This window comes from Streptomyces sp. NPDC023157 (assembly GCF_055560575.1).
Map to the genome: position 1 here is coordinate 372,474 of NZ_JBVHIL010000003.1, position 26,232 is coordinate 398,705.

Sequence of the window (26,232 nt, forward strand, 5' to 3'; positions counted from 1 at the left end):
TTTTCCAGGGGAGGGATCGAGCAGTGAACGAACGTATGGATCTGCCGGACAGATGGGGCGGGGGGTCGAGGTGGCTGCGCCGGGGTGCGCTGCCTCGGATCGCGCTGTCCGTGGCCGGCTTGATGGCCTTCGAGGCCGCGGTGGTCGTCGCGACGACCGGGCAGGCGGTGGCGCTCTCGTCGCGGGAGACCGCGGTCGAGAGGCCCGCGTACGCGACGGAGGCGGCGGATCTGCCGTCGGCGCAGGTCGCGGCCCGGTTGTCGGGCAAGCGGGTGGAGGCGCTGTCGGAGCGCACGGAGTCGACGACGACCTGGGCGAATCCCGACGGCACGGTGACGACGGACAGTGCGTCCGGCCCGGTCCGCTTCCGTGACGGGGCGGACGAGCAGTGGCGGGACATCGACGTCGAGCTGGTGAAGCGGGACGGCGTGATCGCGGCCAAGGGCCACCCGCTGGGGCTGCGGCTCGGCGGGAAGACGCCGGCCGCGCAGGCGGCGAAGGTGCGTGCGTCGGGCGCGTCCGGCAAGGCGGGCACGGCGGAGGTTCCGCTGGTGACGCTGGCCGCCGGTGAGGGCCGTGAGCTGGGCCTGTCGTGGCGGGGGGTGCTGCCGGAGCCGAAGCTGTCGGGGACGACGGCCCGCTACGAGGACGCGCTGACGGCGACGGACCTGGTCATTGAGTCGACGCGTACCGGCTTCGAGCAGTTCCTGGAGCTGAAGAATCGTTCCGCCGTGGCGGCGAACGGTTCGGTGACACTGACGCTCAACGCGAAGGGCGTCAAGGCGCGGGCGAACGCGGACCGTTCGGTGACGTTCGTCGACGCGAAGACGGGCAAGCAGGTCGGTCTGCTTCCGGCGCCGGTGATGTGGGACGCGACCGTCGACGCGAAGTCGGGCGAGCACACCCGCCGCGCGGACGTGGGCCTGAAGGTGACCCAGCGCGGCAGCCGGGTGGACCTGACATTGACGCCGGACGCGAAGTTCCTGGCGGACCCGGCGACGAAGTACCCGGTGACCGTGGACCCGGCGGTCAACATCGGCGCCAGCTTCGACACGTTCGTCCAGCAGGGCTACACGACCGACATGTCGGCGTCGACGGAGCTGAAGCTGGGCAACAACGGCGCCGGCCAGATCGCCCGCTCGTTCCTGCACTTCCCGATGACGGGGATCTCGGGCAAGCAGATCCTGGGCGCCAAGCTCAACCTGTTCAACTCCCACTCCTGGTCCTGCACGCCGTCCAGCTGGGAGGTGTGGGACACCCCGCACGCCACGACCGCCACACGCTGGACCAACCAGCCCGGCTTCACCACCAAGTGGGCCACCTCGACGGCGACCAAGGGCTTCTCGTCCTCGTGCGCCGACGGCTGGGTGTCGCAGGACATCAAGAATCTCGCCGTCGCCTGGGCGGCGAACGGCAACGGCACCAACTCGATGGGCATCAAGGCGACCAACGAGTCGGACCCGTACTCGTGGAAGCGGTTCAACTCGGGCAACGCGGCTTCGAACACGCCGTACGTGTCGGTCACGTACAACACGATCCCCGTGGCGGGGAACCCGATGAAGGTCACCCCAGGGAGCGCCTCCGGCGGCAAGAACTGGGTCACCACCACCACGCCGGACATGGTCTACACGGCCAGCGACGCCGAGACCAACTTCCTGCGCTACAAGTGGGAGCTGTGGGAGGGCACGACCAACCTGGACGTGTACGACTCCGGCACCTACGACCCGGTGCAGAACAAGACGGTCTCGTTCCAGGTGCCGCCGGGCAAGCTGGTCAACGGCCACACCTACTGGTTCAAGGGCCGCATCAACGACGGCAGCTCCTGGTCGAACTGGACGCCGTCGGTGTACTTCACCGTCGACACCACCAAGCCCGCCACCAGCGCGGTCGCGTCGACGGACTTCCCGGCGAACACGTGGTCGGGGACCCCGGACGCCAACGGCAGCTTCTCCGGCGCCTTCACCTTCACCCCGCCGGCCACGGATGTGGCGTCGGTGGAGTACAAGCTGGACTCCGGCGCCTGGGCGGCGGCCACGACGACCGGCGCCGCGCTGTCCAAGACGCTGACGTTCCCCGCCGGCAAGCACACGGTGACGGTCCGCACGAAGGACCCCGCCGGCAACACCTCGACCGAGGCGTCCCACGTCTTCTACGCGGGCTCGGGTGCGGCGCTGCTGACCCCGGGCCAGGGCGAGCGCCCGGCCCGGCGTGTCGGCCTGTCGGCGGAGGGCCTGACGTCCTACACCGGCGTCACCTACCAGTACCGCCGCGGTGAGACGGACACGTGGAAGAACGTGCCGGTCGCCGACGTCCGGCAGGGCTCGAACACCGTCTCCGGCTGGCCGGTCGCGGTGACGAACGGCAAGCCTGCCGGGCTGACGTGGAACATCACGGACACCCTGGCCGAGGACGGACCGATCGAGGTCCGCGCCGCGTTCACGGACGGTTCGACGACCGTGTACTCGCCGGACAACGAGATCACCGTGGACCGCAACGCGGGCACCGCTCCGTCGGAGGAGGCCGGTCCGGGTTCGGTGAACCTGCTGACCGGTGACTACAACCTGTCGGCCACGGACACGTCGCTGTTCGGGCTGTCGGTGTCGCGTTCCGCCTCCTCGCGCCGCCCCGACGCGGGGGCCAAGCAGGACGGTCAGGCGGCGATCTTCGGTCCGCAGTGGACCTCCGGCACGACCGCGGAGATCACCGAGTCGGACTGGTCCTACCTGAAGAAGTCGACGGCGACCTCGGTCGCGCTGGTCGATGCCGAGGGCGAGGAGCTGGGCTTCACCGCCAAGAGCGGCGGCGGCTGGAAGCCGGAACCGGGCTCCGAGGACCTCACCCTGACCGGCTCGCTGACGGGCTCGTTCACCCTGAAGGACACCGAGGGCACGGTCACCGTCTTCACCAAGCCCGACCCGGCCGCCACCACGTGGCAGGTCGCCTCCAGCACCCTGGACGGCCTCGCGCAGTCCACCACCACGGTGATCTCCGAGGCCGTGACGGTCGGTACCAGCAAGCTGGCCCGTCCGAAGCTGGTCATCGCCCCGACCTCCGCCGCCTCCGCCACGACCTGCACGGCGACGCCGTCCACGAAGGGCTGCCGCGCGCTGGAGTTCGTCTACGCGAACATCACCACCGCGACCGGGAGCGTCCTCGGTGACTTCGCCGGCCAGGTGAAGGAGATCCGGGCCTGGTCCACCGAGCCCGGTGCGACCACGGCGACCTCGAAGACCGTACAGAAGTACGCGTACGACACCTCCGGCCGCCTGCGCGAGACGTACAACCCGCAGATCAGCCCCGCGCTGACCACCGCCTACAGCTACGACAGCGTCGGTCGCGTCACCGGACTCGCCCCGCCCGGCGAGCTCCCGTGGTCGTTCACGTACGGCAAGGCGGGCAACGCCGCCACCGCCGGTGAAGGCATGCTGACCAAGGCCAGCCGCTTCGCCCTCCAGCAGGGCAGCAAGGACGTCGTGTCCGGCACGGCGGCGACGAGCATCGTCTACGACGTGCCGCTGACCGGGACCAACGCCCCCTACAAGCTGGGCGTCTCGGACGTCGACGCCTGGGGGCAGACCGACGCCCCCACCGACGCGACCGCCGTCTTCCCGGCCGACACCGTCCCCGCGGCGAACTCCGGCGACGGACTGACCGCCGGCGACTACCGCCGTGCGACGATCACGTACACCAACGCCTCCGGGCGCCAGGTGAACACGGTCGACCCGGGCGGCAATATCACCACCACCGAATACGACCGCTTCGGCAACACCGTCCGCCAGCTGACCGCCGGCAACCGGGCACTCGCCCTGGGCGGCACCGCCGCCGACCAGGCGACGCTGACCGACCTCGGCATCATCGGCCTGCCCGCCAAGGACCGCGCCGACCTGCTCTCCACAGAATCCGACTACGACACCAAGGGTATCCGCGAACTCGAAGAGTTCGGCCCTCTGCACCGCGTCACCCTGGACGGCGAATCGTCCGTGGCGCGCTCCTGGACCGTCAATGAGTACGACGCCGGCCGTCCGACGGACGGCACGGCAGCGGTCGAGCACCAGATCACCAAGGTCACCGGTGGAGCCCAGGTCCTGGGCTCCACGACGATGTCCGACAAGAGAGTCACCCAGGTCAGCTACGACTGGGTGAGGGGCGTGCCAGTCAAGACGGTCAAGGACCCCGGCGGGCTCGCGACCACTGAGTCGGTCACGTACGACACTCAGGGACGTGCCACTCAGTACCGTCCCTCCGACGCGACGGGATCCGACGCGGCGACCAGGGTGTTGTCCTACTGGTCCGGAACCGGTACGGGCACGTGCCAGGGCCGTCCGGAATGGGCCGACCTGCTCTGCTCGACTGGCCCTGCCGGCGCCGTCGCCGGTGGTGGCTCCAACCCGACCGAGCTGCCGAGGACGACCACCGAGTACGACTGGTGGGGCAACCCGACCAAGGTCACCGAGACCGCCAACGGCAGCACCCGCACCACGATGCGGACGTACGATGCGGCCGGCCGTCCGACCTCGACCGTCGTGACTGGTGGAGTCGGGCAAGCTGTTCCGGAGTCGACGACAGAGTATGACCCGGCCACCGGCCTGGCCGTCAAGACGACTTCGCCGACCGGCGGCACCGTCACGAAGGAGTACGACAAGCTGGGCCGCCAGATCTCGTACACCGACGCCGACGGAGGCGTGACCCGCACCGAGTACGACCTGCTCGACCGCCCGGTCAAGAGCAGCGACTCCGCCCCCTCCACGGTGAGCTACACCTACGACTCCGCCATCGACCCCCGCGGCTTCGCCACCTCGACGACCGACTCCATCGCAGGCACCTTCGAGGCCCGGTACGACGCCAATGGTTCAGTCGCCACCGAAAAGCTCCCCGGCGGCTACACCCTCACCGTCGGGGAAGACAGCACGGGCGCCACGTCGTCCCGCGTCTACACACGTGACAGCGATCAGCAGATCGTGTATGCGGACTCGGTCGACAGGTCCGTCCACGGCCAGGTCGCCCGCCACAACGGCTGGTCGTCCCAGGAATACACCTACGACGGCATCGGGCGCCTGACCGGCGTCGCCGATACCGTCGGCGACCTGTGCACACGGCGCACCTACGCCTTCGACGGACGGTCCAACCGCACGTCGCAGACAACGGCCACGGGAACTGCCGGGGCCTCATGCCCGACGGGCGGGGGTACGGCCACGGCACACTCCTACGACAGCGCGGACCGGCTCGTTGACCCGGGCTATGCCTACGACGCCTTCGGACGCACCACCGCGCTGCCAGGCACCCAGATCGGGTACTTCGCCAACGACCTCGTCCACCAACAGGTCGCAGGCGGGCGCCGTCAGACGTGGCAGCTGGACGCGGAGCAGCGACCGCGTTCCTGGACGGTCGACGAGAACACCGATGGCACCTGGTCCCAGACCGAAGGGAAGGTCAACCACTACGGCAGCGATGACGACGCACCTCGCTGGATCACCGAGAACGTCAACGACGGCTCGATCAGCCGCTACGTCGACTCGGCCTCCGGCCGGCTCGCCGCGGTCACCGGCGGCAGCGGCGACACCGCTCTGCAACTGACCAACATCCATGGGGACATCGCCCTTCAGCTTCCGCTGAACCCCGCCGACGCGCCGATCGTTCTGGACAACGACGAGTACGGCAACTCCCGCACCGAGCAACCCGACAGCCGGTACAACTGGCTCGGCGGCATGCAGCGCTCCAGCGAGACCCTCACCGGTCTCACCCTCATGGGCGTCCGCCTCTACGATCCCGTCACCGGACGGTTCCTCTCCACGGACCCAATTCACGGCGGCAGCTGCAACAGCTACGACTACGTGTGCGGCGACCCGATCAACATGCTGGACCTCGACGGGCGCATGGCGGTCGCAGCCCTTGTGGCGGGAGCGGGCCTCGGTGTCAGCCTGGGAACGGTCATCGCCGTCATCGGCATCGCTGTTCTGGTGTCCATCGCCGGATACGCCCTCTGGCGAGGCAGGCATTGGGCGTACAACAAGCTACGGGCGCTGTGGCGAGAGGCCAGGAAGTCGGGGAAGGCGAAGGCGAACGACGTGCCGAGCTTCGCGAGGGGCCAGCGCAGGAGGGCAGGAGAGTCCCTCGACGCCGCCACGGACCGCGTCATGAAGTCCGGTGGCTATCGGCCTCCGTACAAGAAGGGCCCGGGCAGCATCTACAACAAGGTACGGAAGTACCTTTCCCGAAACTGAGTCACTGAGAGGAGTCCTGATCGCCATGGCAGGCCAAGGAAGCGTCTACCTCCTCTGGCACGTCCACCACAGTAACGAGGAAGGCGCGGAACCACGCCACTTCGCGGAACCCGGAGACTTCTGGGCGGATGAGGAAGCCGGAGACGACGTGAAACTCCTCGGCACGTATTCGAGCCGAGAAGTGGCCGAAATCCGAGTCCGGAAGGCCAGGGATCTCCCGGGGTTTAGGGACGAGCCCGACTGCTTCTATGTCGAGGAGTTCGAAATCGACAAGGACGAGTGGACGGAGGGATACGTCACGGACTGACGTAGGTTCATCAGCAAGGCGCCCCGATAGCGGAACTTCGGGGCGCCTTGCCCGTTCTGATCGGCGGACCGTCCCCGCGCAGGCGGGGGGGCAGCCAGTGTCGTGCTGGAGGTAGGCGCGCTGTCCGGGGCCATCCCAGCGCGCGGCTCCATCAAGGCGACGGAGAGCGGCGCCGTGAGCTGTCCCGAGTGCCCCTGGGCGAGATGATGCTCGGGGCGTCCGAGGCGTACAACAAGGCGGCGGGGGCGAGGGACGCTCATTGCCGCCGGTGCTGCCGGCAGTCTTGTGCACGGGGCTCGCGTTCTTGCTGTGGTGGCCAGACTTCGGGTTCCTGGGGCACTACGACCTCAGCGACAACCGCACGGCGTCTCTCTGGGGCTTCGGCCACTACTTGTGCTCACTTCCCTGGCCGCGGCGGGCGGTGCGCTCATCGACACCGTTGCGGAGCCGCACTCGGTGCTTCCGGGATGGGCTGTGGGGCTGACACTGGCCGCGCCGGTAAGCATCTTCCTCTTGGTCGTGTCCTTCATGCGGGCGGCTGCCGGGGCTCGCCTGCGCGGGTGGTGGCCGTGCGTCGGCGTCCCCTCGTACCGGCTGACGCAAGGCCGCGGCTCCGCTCCCCGTACCGGTATGGGGAGCCGCGGCGGCAGGCAAGTGCCCGGCTGGGGCGGCCGCTGGGGATGCTAGGAGCGGTCCGGCGTGGAGCCAGATGACGAGGGCTGCCGCGGTGACGGTGCCCAGATAGACGTAGCCGCGTTTGTCATAGCGAGTCGCGACGGCTGGCGGCCAGGCTGTCGGGCGTCTTGCGGGGCCGACCCGGACCGAGTCGCGGGACGCGGATCTTCTCCAGCACCGGGACGAATTGCGCGCATTCCGCCCGCTGTCCCGACGTGACGATCAGAGAGCGGGCGGCAGCGGCCGTCCGCGCACAGGTGGAGCTTGGCCGGCTGAAGCAGCGTTCGACGACGTTCCGCCGCCGGTAGGCGGCCTTGTCGAGGCGGCAGAGGATCTCGCCGCGGCGGATACGTCCATTGATCTGGTCGACCCGCTCCGGGTTCGTGCAGGCGATGCCGCGTCGTCGCAGGTAGGCACGGATCTTGTGGGCCGAGTAGCCCTTGTCCGCGACGACACGGTCAGGCCGGGCCTGGGGCCTGCCCAGCCCCGGCCGCGCGATGCGGATCCGGTCCATGACCGCTTCGAACTGGGTGCAGTCGTTGACGTTCCCGCCCGTGATCGTGAACGCGAGGGGCCGGCCGTGGCCGTCGCAGGCGAGGTGGATCTTGCTGGTCAGCCCGCCCCGCGACCGGCCGAGCGCCTCGCCTTCCCAGGTCCCCCTTTTCGGGCCCCGGCCGCGTGCTGAGGGGCCCGGACCGTGGTCGAGTCCACGCAGACGATCGATCAGTCCACGGTCCCGACGGCCTCGGAATGCTGCTGGACGTGGGCCAGGAGGCGGTCCCAGGTGCCGTCGGCGGACCAGTGCCGGAAGCGTTCGTAGACCGTCTTCCACGGCCCGTAACGCTCCGGCAGGTCACGCCAGGCGGAACCCGTGGACAGCTTCCACAAAATCCCGTTCACGGCCTGGCGCCGGTCCCGCACAGGCCGACCCATCCGTCCCGGCGCCAGCAACGGAGCGGTCAACGCCCACGACTCATCCGTTAGTTCATGTCGACGCACCACGAACGGGGCAACAAGCCACCGACTTTACGGACACGGTCTAGCGCTGCTCGGATGAGTTGTCATACCACTCGATGGTGGTGCCGATGAAGGACGCGGCGACGATGCGCTTGAGGGAACCGAGAGAGCGTGGGGGCGTGTGTCGCGGCGGCCATGTGCACCACCTCCGAGCGGGGTGACGGGGACGTTGTCGTGTCGCCACACCGCAGGAATGGCCAGGTCAGGGGCGTATGTGGCGGGACACCATAGTTCCGGGCCGCAGGGTGCGCGGGGGCACCATGCCCACACCGTCGGGCGTTGAAGCAGAGCATTCACGCACGGAGCGGATGCGTCCGGCGACTGCCAGGCCCCCCGCGGCTTCACGCAGCCGCGACGAGCGCGTCGAACTCCAGGGACAGGGTCAGCTCGGTCTGGCGGGTGAAGACGGCATCCATGAGGCTCCGCGGCCGCTCCGGCGCGTCGGCATGACGTGCGCGTACGTCTCCCACGTGATGCGCGGATACGTCTCCCACGTGATGCGCGGATCACGCCTGTGCGGCCCATGAGCAGGGGTGACCCGGTGGCGCGGCCTGATGCCTCGCCATCCAAAGCCCGCCACCCCGAAGAGGGGGCCGGCGACGAACGCCATGGCGAGCCAGATGAGAGGAGCGAACAGGGAGCCCACACCGTCGCGCGCGACCTCCGCATAGCCGTAGTAGCCGACGACGAGACCGGACTCGGCCAAGAGACCCGCGACGGCGGCCGCAGTCAAGCCGACCTTCCGGGGCAGCAACGCGCCCGCGACGAACGCGGCGACGGACCAGACCGCACCGGAGTTGGCGATCTGGTTCCACGCACCCGGAAGCCAGCCCTGAACCACATTGGTCAGGACACCGAGAAGGAGTCCTCCGGCGAACGCCGACGCCGTTGCGTAGGCCCAGGCTCTTCCGCGCGTATCGGGTACTGAGGCGATGACCGGCGACGCGCTCATGGTGGTGCTCACTTCTCTGTCGAGGGCTGCATGGCTCACACCTCTTGGTCCAGTCTTAAGGATGCGTAGCGCCAACGGCGCGTTCCCGTGACCTGCCAATTCGTACCGTCCGGAACACCCCGCTCGAGCGGCGCCCGCCCCGGAGCAGCGAGGGCGCTGCCTGCCGGGCCCTGGGCAGAGCGCCTCGAGCCACGTCCGGGCGCGGGGGTTCCATGCGGGACAGCGGACCGCGGGTCAGTCCTCGTTCATGATCACGCGGGCGAGGTCGATGAGGGCCGTGGCCGTACGGGCTTTGAGGCGGCCCAGCTGGAGTGCGCGGTCGCCCACGAGGGGCGGGTCGAAGGGAACGACCACGACGGCGGCCCCCTGCCGGGCCAGGCGCTCGCGGATCTCCCCGTCGATATTCGTCCTCGTAGGCGGGACCGGCGGTGGCATGGGCTGGCAGGTACGCGAGCACCTCGAGCCCGCTGTCCAGGTGCGCGGTCAGTCTGCTGACTCCCTCGTAAGCGGCGTCGGCGGGTAGTTGGGCCATCTCGCGGGGGGCGGGTTGCAGTTCTTCAGGCGGCCTGTCAAGTCGCCTGACAGGGGGGCTCCGTCCACGGCCGATGAGCCGGGTCGGGGGCGAAGCAGCGCACCACCATGTCCCGCAGCGGCTCCCAAGAGGGCGTGTTCCACAGGGGCAGGGCCGGGACTCTGCCGCCGGTGCCGCCGGGGCATCGGGGCGGTGAAGACGGGCAGCGGCTGCGACGTGCCGCATTGCGGGAACGGGCGACTCAGTGACGTCACGGTCGTCGCCCGGCTCGGCAGCGACTTCCTTGACTTGAAGGGATCCTTTGCCGGCCCATCCCGCCTCACGAGCAAGGCGGGATGGCCGCCGGTTCGCCGCGCGCCTGCAGGGGCGAGGGCGGGTCAAGGCCGGTGGGCGGGCCGTACCGGGCCGCCCACCGGTGAAGGTGGCGGGTCAGAAGCGCCAGGCGGAGTTGTCGGCGATCGCCAGCAGGGCGGCCGTGTCCAGGCCCGCGGCCGGCTGGTCGGCCCACTGCTGGAGCGTCACCGTCCGGCCGTCGGCGCGCTGGAGGCGGACGTACAGGGAGGTGCGGCCGCTCTGCGGGAGGGTCAGTGTCACGGCTTCTCCGCGCGCGCCGGAGGGCAGCTCGACCAGGTGGCAGTCGGTCCGCGGGGCGACCTCCTGCGGGCTGGGCACGCCGGGGCGCGGGGAGACCTTGGGCAGGGCGATGGTGGCGCAGAGCGGGACCTTCGGCGCGTCGGCGGTGCGGTCGGCGCCGCCGACGAAGTCCACCGCGCCGGCCGGGGACTGCCAGGCGACCCGGAAGGTGCGGCCCGGGATGTCGCCGGCGCGCACCGTCTTGCCGCCGGCCGGGAGCAGCCCGGCCAGGGTGGTTCCCAGGTGGTCGCTGGTCCATTCGGTGGCGCGGCCGTTGCCGGTGCCGAAGGAGTCCGGGCGCAGCGGCTGGGGGGTGGCGCCGGCGGAGCCGGCCAGGGTGAGCGGGCCGGTCAGCGGGTCGGCGGCCGCGACCGCGTTGCCCGGGGCGGGGGTGTCGGCGGCGGTGGGGAGCCCGGCTGCCACCAGGGCGGTCAGGGCGGCGGTGGCGGCCACCGAGGCGCCGGCGCGGACGGCCAGTCGGGTGCCGCGGCGGCGGCGTCCGGCCGCGACCGCCGCGTCGACCGTGCCGGGGCTCAGCGGCGGTTCGGCGCCGAGGCCGGCCGCGAGGAGGGTGCCCAGTTCGTCCCGCGGGTCGAGGGCGTCGTGGTGTGTCACAGCATTTCCTTCAGGGGGGTCGGGGCGGTGGCCAGTTCGTCGAACGGGTCGGTGTCGCCGAGCAGGGTGCGCAGTTTGGTGAGCGCGCGGGCGGTGTGGCTCTTGACGGTTCCGGTGGTGCAGCCGAGGGCCTTGGCGGTGTCCGCGATGTCCAGGTCGGCCCAGTACCGCAGGACGACCACGGCCCGCTGACGTGGCGGCAGGGCGGCGAGCGCGCTGCGGACCTGCAGGCCGAGCGAGGGGTCGGTGCCCGGGCCGGGCCGGTCGGGCAGCGCGGGTGTCGGGTCCTCCCGCCGCCAACGCCGCCGGGTGTGGTCGATGCAGGTCCGGGTCAGCACGCGGTGGGCGTAGGCCTCCACGTTGGCTATCCGGTGCCGTCTGCCCCACACCGCGTACAGCTTGGTCAGTGCGGTCTGCGTGATGTCCTCGGCGTGATGCCAGTCGCCGCACATCAGGTACGCGGTCCGCCGCAGGTGCGGCAACCGGTCCTCGGCGAAGCCGCGGAACTCCTCCAGGTCTGCGCTACGCACAGGGTGTGCCCTCCGTTCGTCTCTGCCCACTCCGACGGAGCACACCCGGCGGCGGGATGTCACGGGCGGCGGAAAAAGTTCGCCGGTCTCGCGGGGCGAGACGATCCACCGGCCGCGAGGGGGCTGGGAGATGTCCGGGTTTCTCCGTTTCTCCGTTTCTCCGTTTCTCCGTTTCTCAGCGGATGACATCCTCCCGTGCCCTCCGTTCCGTCGATTCCTTGCCAGAACCGGTGAGCGGCCTCGGGATTCGCGGGCCGCCCCAACGAGAGGACAACTGTGCGAGGAACCCACAGGTACGGCAGGCGTGGGCAAGCGCCAGGGACTGCCCGGCGGTGGCCGACCGCCGTGCTGGGCGCGGCGCTGGTCGCGACGCTGGCCGCCCCGGCCAGCTGGGCCGCCCCTGGTCCGGCGCCCGCAGCGGAAGCGGACGGGCCGGCGCCCGCGGCAGAAGCGGACGGCCGGGCGCCCGGGCGGCCGGTCCAGGTCACGCTGATCACCGGCGACACGGTCACCGCCCGGGTCGGTGTCGACGGCTCGGTGGCGCTGGCCGGCGTGCGGCCCGGACCGGGGCGCGAGGACGTGACCTTCGTCCAGCGCTCCGGCACCCCCGGCTCGCCGGTCCTCGTCCCCTCGGACGCGGTCGAGCCGCTGCGCTCCGGGCGGCTGGACCCCCGGCTGTTCGACATCGCCGGGCTGATCGCCCAGGGCTACGACGACGCGCACACCTCCGAACTGCCGCTGATCCTGGGCTCGGAGCACGCCGGTGGCCCGGGCCTGGCCGCGGCCGCGCCGCCGGCCGGTGCCACCGCCGTACGCACGCTGGAGAGCGTGCACGGCGCGGCCCTGCGCGCCCCGAAGGCGCGGGCGGGCGAGCTGTGGCGGCTGGTCGCGCGGCCGGGCGCCGGGCTCGCCGCAGCCGGCACGGGCGGCACGGGCAGCGCAGGCAGCGCGGGCGGCACGGGCAGCGTGGGCGGCGTGGACAAGGTCTGGCTGGACGGCAAGGTCACCGCGGCGCTCGACCGCTCGACCGCCCAGATCAACGCCCCGCAGGCCTGGAGCTCCGGCTGGACCGGCAAGGGCGTCAAGGTCGCGGTGCTCGACAGCGGCATCGACCGAGGCCATCCCGACGTGGCCGGCTCCCTCGGCGAGACCTCCGACTTCACCGGGCCCGCCGACGCGCCGGTGACCGCCGACCCGGACGGGCACGGCACCCATGTCGCCTCGATCGTCGCCGGCACCGGGGCCGCCTCCGGCGGCCGGTTCAAGGGTGTCGCCCCTGACGCCGAGCTGCTGGTCGGCAGGGTGCTGAACGACGAGGGCAACGGCCAGGAGTCCTGGGTGCTCCAGGGCATGGAATGGGCCGCGGCCCGGGCGCCGATCGTCAACATGAGCCTCACCGGCGCCCCGACCGACGGCACCGACCCGATGGCCCAGGCCGTCAACACGCTCTCCGCCCGCTACGGCACCCTGTTCGTCGCCGCCGCCGGCAACAGCGGCCGCCCGGGCACCGTCGGCACCCCCGGGTCGGCCGACGCCGCGCTGACGGTGGGCTCCGTCGACCGGGACGGCTCACTCGCCCCGACCTCCAGCCGGGGTCCGCGCGTCGGCGACCAGGCCGTCAAGCCGGACCTCACCGCGCCGGGCGTGGGTATCGTCGCCGCCCGGGCCGCCGGGACGAACGGGCAGGATCCGGTCGGCGACCGGTACACGGCCATCTCAGGCACCTCCATGGCGGCCCCGCACGTGGCCGGGGCCGCGGCCCTGCTCGCCCAGCAGCACCCGCGGTGGAAGGGCCCGCAGCTCAAGGCCGCGCTCACCTCCTCCGCGGCACCGGCCGCCGGCCAGGGCGCGTACGAGCAGGGCGCCGGGCGCGTCGACCTCGCCCGGGCCACCTCGCAGGAGGTGTCCGCCACCGCCGAGGGCACCGGGATCCAGCTGGAGGGCCCGCCCGGCGGCGAGCCGCTCACCCGTACGGTCGAGTACCACAACGACGGCGGGGCGCCCGTCACGCTGGAACTGGCCGTCGAGACGACCGCGGCGGCCGGCGTGTTCACCGTCTCCCCCGCCCACCTGACGGTGCCCGCGGGCGCCAAGGCGTCGGCCACCGTGACCCTCGATCCGGCCCGTGTCCCCTCGGGGGCGTCGCTGACCGGGCGGGTGCGCGCGAGCGGGCCCGGCGGAGCTGCCGTCACCACCGCCTACGCGCTCACCCGTGAGGCCGTACGGCACGACGTCACCGTGACGGCCGTCGACCGCAACGGGGCGCCGGTCGGGCCTGGCACCTGGAACACCCGGTCGATGATCAGCCTGGTCAACCTGGACACCCGCGACGCCTACCCGCTGGAGTTCGCCGGCGGCACCGCCACCGCGCGCGTGCCCGAAGGCCGCTACAACCTCGGCGGACAGCTGGTCACCCCCGCCTCGGGCACCGCCAGCCGCACCTCGACCCTGTTCCTGCAGCCCGAGCTGGAGCTGCGCGCCGACACCCGCCTCGCCGTCGACGCCCGCGAGGGCCGTCAGCTGACCGTCACCGTCCCCGGCCGCGCCACCACCGGCCGGTCGCTCTCCGCGGGCTACTGTTACCGCACCTCCGGCAGCGCCGCCGAAGGCGACTGCACGGACTCGATCACCGTCCTGACCCTGCCCGGCAACGTGTACGTCGTCCCCACCGCCCGGCCCACCGCCGGCCGTCTCGACTTCGTCACGCAGAGCCTCCAGCAGGGCTCGGCCACGCACGACGGCCGGCTGCCGGACCGCTACGACCTGCTGGTGCACACCACCGGCCGGCTGCCCGAACCGGCCCTGACCGTCGAAGCCGACGAACTCGCCACGCTCAACACCCGCTACTTCGCCCAGGGCCCGGGCACCGCGGGCGACTTCAGCAGTTTCGCGTCCGCCGCCGGCCTCGGCGGCCTCAGCATCGCCGAGCCCACCTTCGCGCTGCCGGCCACCCGCACCGAGCACTTCACCGTGCGGGACCAGCTCCGCGAGACGGCCTTCGGTCAGACCGCCGGCCCCGGCGGCGACATGGTCCGCACCGCCATCAGCCAGAGCGGCACGGTGCGCTGCGCCGCCGGAGGGACCTGCGCGGAACGCTGGAACGCCGCCGTCATCGGCCCGGGCCTGGCCCCGGGCAAGAACGGCGCGACCACCATGGCCCACACCAGCGACGGCTATCTCACCCTGGCCCCGCAGCTGTTCAGCGACGCCTCCGCCGGCCACGTCGGCTCGCCGTGGCCGCACCTGCTGGATGACACCGTCCGCCTCGAACTGGAACGCGACGGGCAGAGCGTCGGCGTCAGCGACCGGGAGCAGGCACGCTTCGCCGTGCCGGCCTCCGACGCCGCCTACCGGCTGACCGCCAAGGCCGTGAGGGCCGAACCCTGGGCGACGCTGTCCGGCACCGTCGAGGCGGTCTGGACGTTCCGCTCGGCCGCGGTCGCCCCCGGGCCCGGCGGCCGGACCCGCAGCACGGCGCTGCCGGTCGACACCGTCCGCTTCACCGCGCCTGTTGACCCGTACAACCAAGCGCCGCGCAGGCAGCACACCCTGCTCGCCACCGTCGAACGTCAGAGCGGCGCCCCGGCCTCGGCCACGGTGAGCCTGAGTGTGCGGGTCTCCTTCGACGACGGCGCCACCTGGCGCGACGCCCCGGTCGCTCCGGGCGACGGCGGCTACCGCGTCACCGTCGCCCCGCCGCCGGGCGCCGCCGGCTTCGTCTCGCTGAAGGCCACCGCACGCACCGCCGACGGCGCCACCGCCGAGCAGACCGTGCTACGCGCCTACCGCCTGACACCCTGACATTCCACCGGTGGCCCGCGTGTGATGCGCGGGCCACCGGCAGGGCGGTCCCGGGCCGACAGCCCGATGTCCATCTTGGCGGGGCCGTTCAGCTGGAGGTCTAGGCCGACAGCACCCGTCCATGACGTGGTCGCACGCCAGAAGATGCGCGGCCCCGGCGTCCGCCGCGACCCCCGTCCATCCGACCCGGGAGGTCTCTACAGGGGACGTCGCCACCGTCACGTACAACCTGGGGGACCAGGCCTACCGGGGACCGGGGAACCGGTGGAGATGGCCGCGACCGTCCCCTACCCGAAGGCCCTCGGAACCACCCCGCGCCCGCTCGTCGTCCAGCCGCACGGCTGGCACGAGACCTGTGCCGACCGCACGGCGCAGGAAGCCCGCGACGCCGCCGCGCTGGCGAACGACGAGAACGCCTCCGTACGGGGCGACCTGATCAACCATGGGCCACTCGCGCGACGGCGCGGGCGAGACCTGGCAGGCCGCCGACCGGCAGAAGGACCGCTTGCCCGCCGGTGTCAGGATCGGGGCGGTGCTGGCACTGGCCCCCGCCTACAACATCATGACCGAGGACATGACCGCGTACGAGATCACGAAGACGCCGCTGGCCGTGGTCCGCGGCACCTGCGACGGGCAGGTCGGCCGTGAGGCGCTCACCTTCGCCGCCGACGCGGCCACCAAGAGCAGCGCCCCAGCTGGCCGAGGGCGCTCAGCGCCAGGCCGGTGCTGCCTACATCGCCGCCTTCTTCCGGCGGTACCTCGGCGGCGGCGAGCAGCGGTAGGGCGGGTAGGCAAGCACGCGTCGCGCGGCGCGGCGCGTGCTACTTGAGCATACGGGCCGCCTCCACCCGCTGGAGGTGGATCACGACGTCGTGCGACTCCGCGAGCCGGATCTGCGGGGCGTCCGCGATGCCGGGGTAGGTGGCTCCGATGTTCTTGACGGTGCGCGGCGCGGCGAGCCAGGCGCGGGCCGCCGCCGGCGCATTCCGCAGGTCCACCACGAAGTCGCGGTACCGCACCCGGTCGAGGGTGTGCTCGGCGGTGCCGGGCGCGGACGAGCCGACGGTGAAGCGGTGGACGCCACCGTCCTGGCCGAAGGCGTTGAACGAGCCCCGGTCGAAGGTGAGGCCGACGCTCAGGTAGTCGCCGCCCAACCGCTCGCGAAGAAAGCCGCCCTGGACCTTCGGATAGGCGCCCGGGACGTAGGTCCGAAGGGCTATGTGGCCGTTGTGGGCGGCGAGCACGATCTTGTCGCCGGTCCGCTGCTGCCACCAGGCGACGTTCTCCGCCATGATCCGGTCGCGGTAGAGCATGATGTCGGGGATGGCCTGGGGGTCGTCCCAGTCGAAGGCGAACATGGTGGTCATCTGGTGGATCGCGGTGGCGTGCTGGACGGCCCAGGCATGAGCCTCGGCATCCGCGCCCGTGCCGGGCCGCTGCTTGAGCAGGTCCACCGCCCGACCGGCCCGCTCAGCGAGCTCCTTGCGTTCGGCCATCGGCTTCGACAGGTAGTCATTGACATACGTCTCGGCGTCAGTGGTGGGCCGCAGGCCCCGGTAGAGCTCGGTGAGTCGAGGGGTGAGTTCGGGGCGGGCCTCGGCCGCGTAGGCGCTTACCTTGTCGTACAGGCCGGCACCGGCGAACCCGCCGTCGTCGCCGACGAAGCGGACCGGGTCCTTCGGATGCTCGACGTTGTACGCACGCATCCACTGGAGCAGATCGCGGTACTCGGCGTTGTTCCACCACCGGTACGTTCCCTGGAACTCCTCGTCCATGATCTGCTTCAAGTCACCCTCACCCCGCAGGAGGTAGGCGTCGAGCCGCAGTCCGGTGCTCCACGGGGCTTCGAGGGCGAAGGCCCGGAAGCCCTTCTCCTCGACCAGGTACCGGAAGACCCGGTGCTTGACGGTGAAGAACTCGTGCGAGCTGTGGGTGGCCTCGCCCAGGCCCACCACGCGAGCGTCGCCGACCATCCGGCCGAACGGGCGGAGGTCGGCCAGGCCACCGCGGGGATCGGTCGTGCGCAGCGGGTGGGCCACCCGGCCCAGGGCCGCCTCAGGGGAGCGGAACGCGGCGGCGGCGGCCTCCTCCGGGCTGACGGACACGGCGGGAGCGGCGGCCGATGCGGCGACTTGAGCGGGCAGGGTGACGGCGGAAGCGGCCGGGGCGACGCCCAAGGTGGCACCGAGGGGAACGAGAAGAGCGGCGATCAGGGCCTTGTACGTGTTCATGGCCCAAACTCTCGCCGGACGAGGACTCCCGGACCATCCAGTGCGCCCCCGATCGGCCCGGGTGCCAGCTACACCCGTCAACGGGCGGGGACTGGGGACCCTGGCCACGTCGTGAACGTGTCGAGGAGGTTGCCTGCCGAGTGCAGGGGGTTGCGGCGGCCGGTACTCCGTCGGTGCGGGCGGAGGGTGCGGACAGCGGGGGCGCGCGTGGGCAGCTATCGGCCGTGGTCACAGGTGCTGTGACGCGTCCCCTCGGGTACCTGGAGTGGAGAGCGCGGGGCGCGGGAGCGGTCTCTCCGCTCTGGCCCCGCGCCCCGCAGTGCTCAGGCTTCGGGCCGCCAGTCGAAGGGGAAGTGTTTGCTCGAACCGCCGCGGTACGGGCGGGAGAAGGCGAACCCCTCGGCCCGGTCCGCCTCCACGACGCCCCATGTCGCCACCTGCCCTGGCCCGACCTCCGCTCCCGGAGCGTTGATCAGCTGGACGCGCCGAGCCGGGTCGGCGGTGGGGCCGGTGAGTGCCTTCGCGCCCACGCTCACCTGGTCGGACACGCTCGCGCGCCAGTACTCCAGGTCCTCGGCGGCGTCGAAGGTGATCGGGGCGTGGCGCACCTCGCGCACCTCGCCGATCAGCGAGCCGAAGGTGCCCGGCCACCCGCCGACGTTGCCCCGGAAGATCTGTTCCAGCGCGTCGCGCTGGGCGGGGGTCCCCGTGGCGTCGATGTAGAACATCACGCTCATCCGCGCGTCCGTGTCCTCCGCCCACATGTTGCCGGTGAACTCGCCCAGCGCCACGACCGCGAGGCCGTCGAGCCGCACGTCCCCGAAGTGCCCTTCGTGGACCTGCCACACGAGCGTGAACAGGCAGGCACCGTTCGTGGGCGCCTGGGCGAAGGTGCATGGGCAGGGCAGGGAGCAGCTGCAGACATCGAACCACTCACCTTGCAAATGCCAGTTCATGTTGTCCATGACCCATGCGTCCCCCATACCTCCAGGGGGTATGCAAATCCATATATTCGTTCGCTTCTAATCGGCCACCCTGAACGGCGGCCGGGGGCGTTGGGCAGATCGGCTCCCTGTCGCCGGGCAGCTGGGCGCCGCGATCTGGGCGAACCGAGACGCCACCCAGCAGGGACTGGCCGCACCCACCGTCCGGAGGGTGCGGCCAGTCGGTAGATTCCCGCGATATCCCTTGATCAACCGTTTTCAGCAAAGTAAAGGGGCCATCAAATCCGCTGATGAAACGTGGTGTTGGAGGCGTGTTGATCCCTAGGGTGCGGATGACCGCGTCGCATTTCCCGCGCGGTGACGCCCCGCCGGATCCGGCCGGGCGTCGTTTTGTGCTGCCCTAAAAGCTCTGGAGTTGACATGAGGGCGTGGTATGCCCAGCCACCGACGTGGTCCAGACACAGACGTAGATCGGTGTCAGTGGTCCTGACCGCGGTGCTCGCGGTCCTGCTGTCCCTGGTGACGGTCCCCGAGGCGCAGGCCGACCGCGGGCCCCACCCCAAGGTGTGGACGCCGCCGAACACGAAGCTGACCCAGACGAAGTCCGTCGAAGGCGCGACGGACTCCGGCGAGCTCGGCGCCTCCGCCTCCCCCGCCCCCGGCGCCGGCCGCTGGCGCCCCGCCCGCAAGCCGGTGCCGACCGGTACGGCCACCATCACCCTGCCGCACGCGCCAGGCGCGGGCCGCAAGGCCGCCGCGATACGCGCCGGTCGCCTGCCAGTCTCCGTAGCCGACCTCGGCGCCGCGAAGCCGGCCAAGTCCGTCGCGTCCGCCAAGTCCGCCAGGTCCGCGCAGGGCGCGAAGAAGGTCGCCGGCAGCGCTGCCGGCAGCGTCACCGCGGACGCCGGCGCCGCCTCCGTCAGCGTCACCGTCAGCGACGCGGCCACGGCCAAGGCCGCCGGCGCGTTCGGCAACCTGATCACCGTGCGCGGCGCCTCGCCCGCGGTCGAGACCGGGCGCGCCGTCCGCGTCGAACTCGACGTCACCACGCTGCAGGGCACCGGTGCCTGGCGCGACCGCGCCCGCCTCGTGCGGATGCCCGCCTGCGCGCTGACCACCCCCGCGAAGGCCGGCTGTCGTACCCGTACGCCGGTCCCGTCCACCCTGGATCCGCTCACCGGGAAGCTGACCGCCGACGTCACCCTGCCCGCGACGGGCACCACGGAGACGAGCACGGCGAGCGGCGCCCAGCGCTCCTTCGCCGTGTCGCAGGCGTCCGGCGCCATGGTGCTCGCCGCCGAGCCGGCCGCGTCCGGTTCGGGCGGCTCGTTCGCGGCCACCCCGCTCTCGCCCTCCATGTCGTGGAGCGCGGGATCGAACGCCGGCAACTTCACGTACAGCTACACCTTCTCCATGCCGACCGCGATCGGCGGAGCCGCGCCCAGCGTCATGCTCGGCTACGACTCCTCCACCGTCGACGGCATGACCGCCGCGTCCAACTCGCAGGCTCCCTGGGCCGGTGAGGGCTGGGCCTACACCCCGGGCTTCATCTCGCGGCAGTACAAGCCGTGTCTGAAGGCCGGCATCGACATGTCCGGCGACGAGTGCTGGGCGGGCCAGACCCTCAGCCTCAACCTGGCCGGCCACTCCGGTCAGGTCGTCAAGGACGACGCCACCGGTGTGCTGCGCCTCCAGGGCGACGACGGCACGAAGATCACCCCGCTCACCGGCCTGAACAACGGCGCCTGGAACGGCGAGGGCTTCAAGGTCACCACGACCGAGGGCACCGAGTACTACTTCGGCGCCAACCACCTGCCCGGCGGTGACGGCAGCGATCCGGCCTCGAACTCGGTCAACACCGTCCCGGTGTACCACCCGAAGGCCGGCGACCCCTGCAACAGCTCCTCCACCGGACTCGCCTCGTGGTGTCAGATGGGCTGGCAGTGGAACCTCGACTACATCGTCGACCTCCACGGCAACCTGATCAACTACACGTACGACCAGGAGGACAACTGGTACGCCCGTGGCGGCGGCCAGAACAACGGCACCGGCGCGCGCACCAAGTACCAGCGCGCCTCCCAGCCCCGCACGGTCTCCTACGGCCAGCGCCTGCCCGAGCAGATCGCCGCGAAGGGCGGACTCAAGCCCGCCGTCGTGATGACCTTCAAGGCCCTGGAGCGCTGCTTCGAGACGACCGGCTGCGAGCCGGCGGACCGCACCCTCGCCAACCAGAGCCGCTGGAAGGACACGCCGCTCGACCAGAGCTGCGCGAGCGGCGGCACCTGCACCGTCTACGGTCCCACCTTCTGGACCTCCAAGCGGCTCGCCGAGGTGAAGGCCGACGCCCTCGTCGGCACCGGCTACCGCACCGTCGACACCTGGACGCTCACCCACGGCTGGTCGTACCCCGACGACGCCACCCAGAGCCCCACCATGTGGCTCCAGTCGATCAAGCGCACCGGCTCCAACGGACTGAGCGCGCTCGACCTGCCCCCGGTCACCTTCACGGGCATGCAGAAGCCCAACCGGGTCGACGAGGTCACCGTCACCGCCTCGCGGTTCAACCGTCCGCGCATGACGGAGATCGTCACCGAGACCGGCGGCCGCATCAACGTCGGCTACAAGCCGGAGGAGTGCTCGCGCAAGGCCGGCACCATGCCCGCCGCGCCCGAGACCAACACCATGGCCTGCATGCCGGTCAAGTGGGTCAAGCCGGGCTCGCCGACCAACGCCAAGCCTGAACTCGACTGGTTCAACAAGTACCTGGTCGGCTCGATCACCCAGGAGTCCCGCGTCACCTCCGGTGTCGCCCGGGTCACCGAGTACGAGTACGGCGGCGGCGCCGCCTGGCACCGCAACGACTCCGAGTTCGCCGACGACGACGCCCGGACGTACGACAACTTCCGCGGCTACGCTACGGTCACCACGACCACCGGCAACGGCACCGACGGCCCCAAGAGCAAGTCCGTCGCCACCTTCCTGCGCGGCATGGGCGGCCAGGTGACCGACACCTGGGGCGGCACCATCACCGACGAGGAGGAGTACGCGGGCTTCGTCCGCGAGACCCAGACCTTCGAGTCGGTCGCGCCCGGCGCCAAGGTCCTCAGCGGCGAGCTGAGCACCCCGTGGCGCTCCGACGTCACCTCCACCCACACGCCGTCCGTGACCGGGCTGCCGAAGGTCACCGCCCGCTTCGTCAACACCGCCCAGGTCCGGGAGCGGGCCCGGCTCGCCGACGGCACCTGGCGCGAGACGAAGCGCGAGGTCACCTACGACATTGACCCGGCGCACGCCGCGCGCGTGCTGAAGGTCGACGTCTACGGTGACGTCACCAAGCCCGAACAGCGCCAGTGCACCGAGACGTCCTACGCCTCCGGCGCCAACCCGCTGCTGATCGAGCTCCCGTACCGCGTCCTGACGCTGGCCGGACCGTGCGGCGCCACGCCGAACGCGGCCAACACCATCGCGGACACCCGCAACCTGTTCGACAACCAGCCGCTCGGCACGGTCGGCGACCGCGCGTTGCAGACCTCCTCGGAGGTGCTGAGCTCGTACAACGCGGACGGTTCGGCGAACTACCGGGTCACGGCGAAGGCCGCCTTCGACAAGTACGGCCGCCAGGTCTCCACGACCGACCCGAACACCAAGGACGCCACGCACCCGGACGGCGCGACGACCACGACGGCGTACACGCCGGCCGAGGGCGCGCTGCCGACCTCCGTGGCGGTCACCAACCCGCTCGGCTGGACGTCCACCACCACGATGGACCCGGGCCGCGGCCTGCCGACCCGCGCGGTGGACGAGAACGGGCGCTTCACGGACGAGGAGTACGACTCCCTCGGCCGCCTGGTCGCGGTGTGGAAGCCCGGCCGCGACAAGGCCACGCAGAGCCCGAACCAGAAGTTCGCCTACGACCTGAAGGTCGACCGCGACGGCCCGGCCGCCATCACCACGCAGAACCTGCGTGAAGACGGCAGCTACGGCACCAGCATCCAGATCCACGACGGCTTCGGCCGAGTGCGGCAGACCCAGGCGCAGCCGCCGTTCGGCTCCGTCGGCCGGCTGATCTCGGACGCGATCTTCGACACCCAGGGCCGCCAGGTCCAGACGACCCCGTCGTACTTCAACAACGACTCGGGTCCGACCTCGGTCGTCTTCGTGCCGCAGGACTCGCAGATTCCGGCGCAGACCTGGAACGAGTACGACGCACTGGGCCGGGTGACGGTCAGCAAGTTCGTGTCGTACGGGCAGGAGCAGTGGCGGTCGACGACGACGTACGCGGGCGCGGATCGGATCGACGTGACGCCGCCGCCGGGCGGGTTCGCGAGCTCGTCGATCGCGGACGCGCTGGGGCGGACGACGGAGGTCAGGCAGTACAGGGCGAACACGCCGACCGGCGCGTATGACGCCACTACCACCTCCTACGACAACTCCGGCCACGTGGTGCTCCGCAAGGATTCCTCCGGCCACGAGTGGCGCTACACCTACAACGTGCTCGGTCAGGTGACCAGCAGCTCCGACCCGGACTCGGGCGAGACGCGCAGTACGTACGATGCGGGCGGCCGGCTCACCACCGCCACGGACGCGCGTGGGAAGTCGGTCAGCCAGACGTACGACCTGCTCGGGCGGCAGACCGCCGCGTACGACGGGACGGACACCACCGACCCGGCGAAGAAGGCCCTCGAGTGGACGTACGACGCCAAGGCGAAGGGCAAGCCGGACTCGGCCACCCGCTTCGTGAACGGTCAGGCGTACAAGTCGACGGTCACCGGCTACGACATCGGCTACCGCCCCACCGGCGCGTCGGTGACGATCCCGGCCGGTGAGGGCGCCCTCGCAGGCACGTACAACTCGTCGATGACGTACACCCCGGTCCTCGGACTGCCGAAGACCACGACCCTGCCCGCCGCCGGCGGCATGACCGCCGAGCGGCTGACCAACTCCTACGACGTCGACGGCAACTTCATCGGCTCCAGCGGCAAGTCCGCCCTGGTCACCGATGTGCAGTACGACGCGTTCGGGCGGCCCACGCGCACGACGGTGGGTCCGTACGGCTCCCAGGTGGTCTCCACCCAGCTGTACGACGCCGGCACCGGCCGGGTCACGCAGTCGACTCTGGACAGCCAGCTCGCGGGCAACCACGTCGACTTCACGACGTACACCTACAACAAGGCGGGCTCGCTCACCTCGGCCCGCAACGTGCAGGACGGCACCAGCGTCGACACGCAGTGCTTCACGTACGACTACCTGGGCCGGCTCAGCGCCGCCTGGACCGACAACGGCGGCACCAGCACGGCGCCCGCCCCGTCGGTCTCGGGCATCGGCGGCTGCGCCAACCCGACCGAGCCGACGGCGGCCGACGCCGCCGGGCGGATCGGCGGCCCGTCGCCGTACTGGCAGTCGTACGGGTACGACCTGACCGGCAACCGCACCAAGCTGGTCCGGCACGACCCCACCGGCGCGACGGCCAAGGACCAGACGGTCGACCAGACCTTCGCCACCGGTCCCAACACCTCGACCACCGCACCGAACACGGGCGGCGGTACCGGCGGTCCGCACGCTCTGACCACGTCGAAGACGACCGTCGGCACGGACGTGAAGACGGCGACGTACCAGTACGACGCCTCGGGCAACACCACGGCCGTCACCGACACGTCCGGCACCAAGAAGATCAACTGGAACGGCGAAGGCCGACTGGAGTCCGTCGAGGACACCGCCGGCAAGGGCACTACCAGCTACCTCTACGACGCCTCCGGCAGCCAGCTGATCCGGCGCTCCCCGGGCAAGACCACGCTGTACATCGGCGCCGACGAGGTCACCCTTGACACGGCGACCGGCGCGCTGTCCGATACCCGGACCTATCCGGCGCCCGGCGGCCTGTCCATCACCCGCGTCACCAAGGCCGGCACGGGCAAGCTGTACTACCAGGCAGGTGACCCGCACGGCACCAACGGCGTCCAGTTCGAGGCCGGCACCCTCGCTACGGCCCGCCGCCCCAGCGACCCCTTCGGCAACGCGCGCGGCACCCAGCCGGGCACCGGCGTCTGGGCGGGCAGCCGCGGCTTCGTCGGCGGCACCCTGGAGGACACCGGCTTCACCACACTGGGGGCCCGGCAGTACGACCCGGTCACAGGCCGCTTCCTGTCGGTCGATCCGGTCTTCAGCGAGGGCGACCCGCAGTCCTGGAACGGCTACGCGTACGCCGACAACAACCCGATCGACAAGTCGGACGCGAGCGGCACGTGCATTCCCGCTGACGACGGAAGCGGCCGGTGCATGAGCGGCGCCGCCTGGCAGCGCTACTTCGAGCAGCAGGAGGGCGGCGGGGGCGGCGGTGGCAGCCCCACCGACACCGGTACCACCCCGTCAACCCAGCAGGCCAAGAACGACAACGCCGCCAAGCAGGCCGCCGCTGCCGAGGCACTGCGCCAGAAGCAGGCCGCCGACGAGGCCCTCGCCAAGGCGAAGCAGGAACGCGAAGAGCTGATGAGCAAGATCGTCGACGTCGTCGGCGACCTGATCGGCTTCAACGACGCGCGCGACTGCTTCACCAAGGGCGACGTCATGGGCTGCATCAACACCGCCCTGAACTTCGTCCCCTGGTCGAAGGTCTTCAAGGCGGTGAAGGTAGGCATCAGGGCGTTCAAGCTCTGGAAGGAGGGCGAGAAGGCGTACGACGCCTTCCGCGGCGCTCAGAAGATCGCCCGCGAGGCGGAGAACGCCATGGTCGCGGCACGCAAGACCGCCGACGAGGCGGCGGCCGCCGAGGACGCGGCAGTCGCGGCCGAGAAGAAGGCGGCCGACGACGCGGCCAAATCGGCCGACGAAGCAGGCTCCTGCCCCATCGGCGGTCCGCACAGCTTCCCGGCCGGCACGCCGGTCCAGCTCGCCGACGGCACCAGCAAGCCGATCCAGCAGGTCAAGGAGGGCGACCGGGTCCTCGCCACCGACCCGCAGACGGGCGTGACCCGCGCGGAGACGGTCGAGCGGCTCATCACTACTCCCGACGACAAGGAGTTCACCGACCTCGTCGTGACCTCCGCCGGCGGCACGGCGAGCAAGCTGACGACGACGTGGCACCATCCCTTCTGGGACGCCACGGCGCACCGCTGGACCGAGGCGAGCGAGCTGGCCACCGGGCACCAGCTGCGCACGGCCGACGGCACACTGATCACGGTCACTCGCGTCCGCAACTACCACCAGTCCGTGGTCACGTACGACCTCACGGTCGACCGCCTGCACACCTACTACGTGCTGGCGGGAGTGACCCCGCTCCTGGTCCACAACTGCGGCCCGACCCGGGACAACCTCGGTGACGGCAAGACGGCGGAAAACCCGGCGTTCGCGGACGACCCGTACAGCGAGGGCTCGGTCAAGGCCCGTAGTGACGAGTGGCACGAGCACTTCGAGAACTACGAGCTCCTGACCCGCAACCACGAAAGGCTCGCCCGGGAGGTCGCCAACAACCCGAGTGCCGTGCAGCGAGTCAACAGCAACGGGCCGGACTTCTTCCAGAACTCGTCGAACGCCCGCGGCTGGGGCAGCTGGAGAGGCTCACCCATCTACGACGGAACCAACATCGGTATGCCGGCGAACAACCAGATCCGCGTCATGCGGAATCTGAACACTGGTGAGATCGCCTGGTTCCCGCTCAAGAACGGAGTGCACAACTACGGTCTGCCGACGCTCTTCCATTACGCACGTCGCATCTGACCTGCGCACGTGACATGAGAAAGTGAAAGGGCGGGCCGTCCACAGGACGGCCCGCCCGCCT

11 protein-coding genes and 1 pseudogene are annotated in these 26,232 nt (G+C 71.1%); 5 read left to right on the top strand and 7 right to left on the bottom strand.

Features of this window, described 5'->3' with window-relative positions:
- Positions 1 to 110 precede the first annotated feature (110 nt).
- Both ACZ3ZE_RS12870 and ACZ3ZE_RS12875 read left to right on the top strand, forming a co-directional pair.
- Entirely contained in the window at positions 111 to 6,221 is a 6,111-nt protein-coding gene (locus ACZ3ZE_RS12870) for a DNRLRE domain-containing protein (protein WP_467258945.1), read from the top strand.
- Between the two features lie 25 nt (positions 6,222 to 6,246).
- Entirely contained in the window at positions 6,247 to 6,528 is a 282-nt protein-coding gene (locus tag ACZ3ZE_RS12875; protein WP_361174247.1) for a DUF7336 domain-containing protein, read from the top strand.
- A 943-nt stretch (positions 6,529 to 7,471) separates the two neighbouring features.
- On the opposite strand, the pseudogene ACZ3ZE_RS12880 reads toward ACZ3ZE_RS12875, so the two are convergent.
- The 5 genes and pseudogenes from ACZ3ZE_RS12880 to ACZ3ZE_RS12900 all read right to left on the bottom strand — a co-directional run.
- Positions 7,472 to 8,205 (bottom strand): annotated as a pseudogene (locus ACZ3ZE_RS12880) (IS5 family transposase); the annotation flags it as partial.
- Positions 8,206 to 8,602: 397 nt separating this feature from the next.
- Complete coding sequence (locus tag ACZ3ZE_RS12885; RefSeq protein ID WP_467258948.1) at positions 8,603 to 9,184, bottom strand: DUF6518 family protein; 582 nt, start codon at positions 9,182 to 9,184, stop codon at positions 8,603 to 8,605.
- 222 nt (positions 9,185 to 9,406) lie between these two features.
- Positions 9,407 to 9,607 (bottom strand): hypothetical protein, encoded by a 201-nt coding sequence (locus tag ACZ3ZE_RS12890; RefSeq protein ID WP_363292793.1) that lies wholly within the window; start codon positions 9,605 to 9,607, stop codon positions 9,407 to 9,409.
- Between the two features lie 526 nt (positions 9,608 to 10,133).
- A complete protein-coding gene (locus tag ACZ3ZE_RS12895) occupies positions 10,134 to 10,952 on the bottom strand; it encodes a hypothetical protein (RefSeq protein ID WP_442306213.1) in 819 nt (272 codons plus the stop codon).
- The gene (locus tag ACZ3ZE_RS12900; RefSeq protein ID WP_361626525.1) at positions 10,949 to 11,482 is read right to left on the bottom strand and encodes a SigE family RNA polymerase sigma factor; all 534 of its coding nucleotides are present in this window, start codon (positions 11,480 to 11,482) and stop codon (positions 10,949 to 10,951) included. The genes ACZ3ZE_RS12895 and ACZ3ZE_RS12900 overlap by 4 nt, the downstream gene beginning before the upstream one ends.
- A 345-nt stretch (positions 11,483 to 11,827) precedes the next feature.
- On the opposite strand from ACZ3ZE_RS12900, the gene ACZ3ZE_RS12905 reads away from it, so the two are divergent.
- Both ACZ3ZE_RS12905 and ACZ3ZE_RS12910 read left to right on the top strand, forming a co-directional pair.
- On the top strand, positions 11,828 to 15,283 hold the full coding sequence (locus ACZ3ZE_RS12905; RefSeq protein WP_467258950.1) for a S8 family serine peptidase: 3,456 nt from the start codon (positions 11,828 to 11,830) through the stop codon (positions 15,281 to 15,283).
- 442 nt (positions 15,284 to 15,725) lie between these two features.
- Entirely contained in the window at positions 15,726 to 16,112 is a 387-nt protein-coding gene (locus ACZ3ZE_RS12910; protein ID WP_467258953.1) for a hypothetical protein, read from the top strand.
- On the opposite strand, the gene ACZ3ZE_RS12915 is transcribed toward ACZ3ZE_RS12910, so the two are convergent.
- A complete protein-coding gene (locus ACZ3ZE_RS12915) occupies positions 16,105 to 17,514 on the bottom strand; it encodes an erythromycin esterase family protein (protein WP_467258956.1) in 1,410 nt (469 codons plus the stop codon). The two genes, ACZ3ZE_RS12910 and ACZ3ZE_RS12915, sit on opposite strands and share 8 nt — an antisense overlap.
- Before the next feature lie 323 nt (positions 17,515 to 17,837).
- Positions 17,838 to 18,479, bottom strand: coding sequence for a DUF1326 domain-containing protein (locus ACZ3ZE_RS12920; RefSeq protein ID WP_361174294.1), 642 nt, complete (start codon positions 18,477 to 18,479; stop codon positions 17,838 to 17,840).
- Between the two features lie 453 nt (positions 18,480 to 18,932).
- Here ACZ3ZE_RS12920 and ACZ3ZE_RS12925 point away from each other — a divergent pair, with 453 nt between their 5' ends.
- Positions 18,933 to 26,171, top strand: coding sequence for a polymorphic toxin-type HINT domain-containing protein (locus ACZ3ZE_RS12925; protein WP_467258959.1), 7,239 nt, complete (start codon positions 18,933 to 18,935; stop codon positions 26,169 to 26,171).
- Positions 26,172 to 26,232: the final 61 nt, after the last annotated feature.

Bases quoted from the DNA above. Each gene is read 5' to 3' on its own strand.
- ACZ3ZE_RS12875 (WP_361174247.1), top strand. From the start codon at position 6,247: ATGGCAGGCCAAGGAAGCGTCTACCTCCTCTGGCACGTCCACCACAGT.
- ACZ3ZE_RS12890 (WP_363292793.1), bottom strand. From the start codon at position 9,607: ATGCCACCGCCGGTCCCGCCTACGAGGACGAATATCGACGGGGAGATC.
- ACZ3ZE_RS12910 (WP_467258953.1), top strand. From the start codon at position 15,726: ATGGGCCACTCGCGCGACGGCGCGGGCGAGACCTGGCAGGCCGCCGAC.
- ACZ3ZE_RS12915 (WP_467258956.1), bottom strand. From the start codon at position 17,514: ATGAACACGTACAAGGCCCTGATCGCCGCTCTTCTCGTTCCCCTCGGT.
- ACZ3ZE_RS12920 (WP_361174294.1), bottom strand. From the start codon at position 18,479: ATGGACAACATGAACTGGCATTTGCAAGGTGAGTGGTTCGATGTCTGC.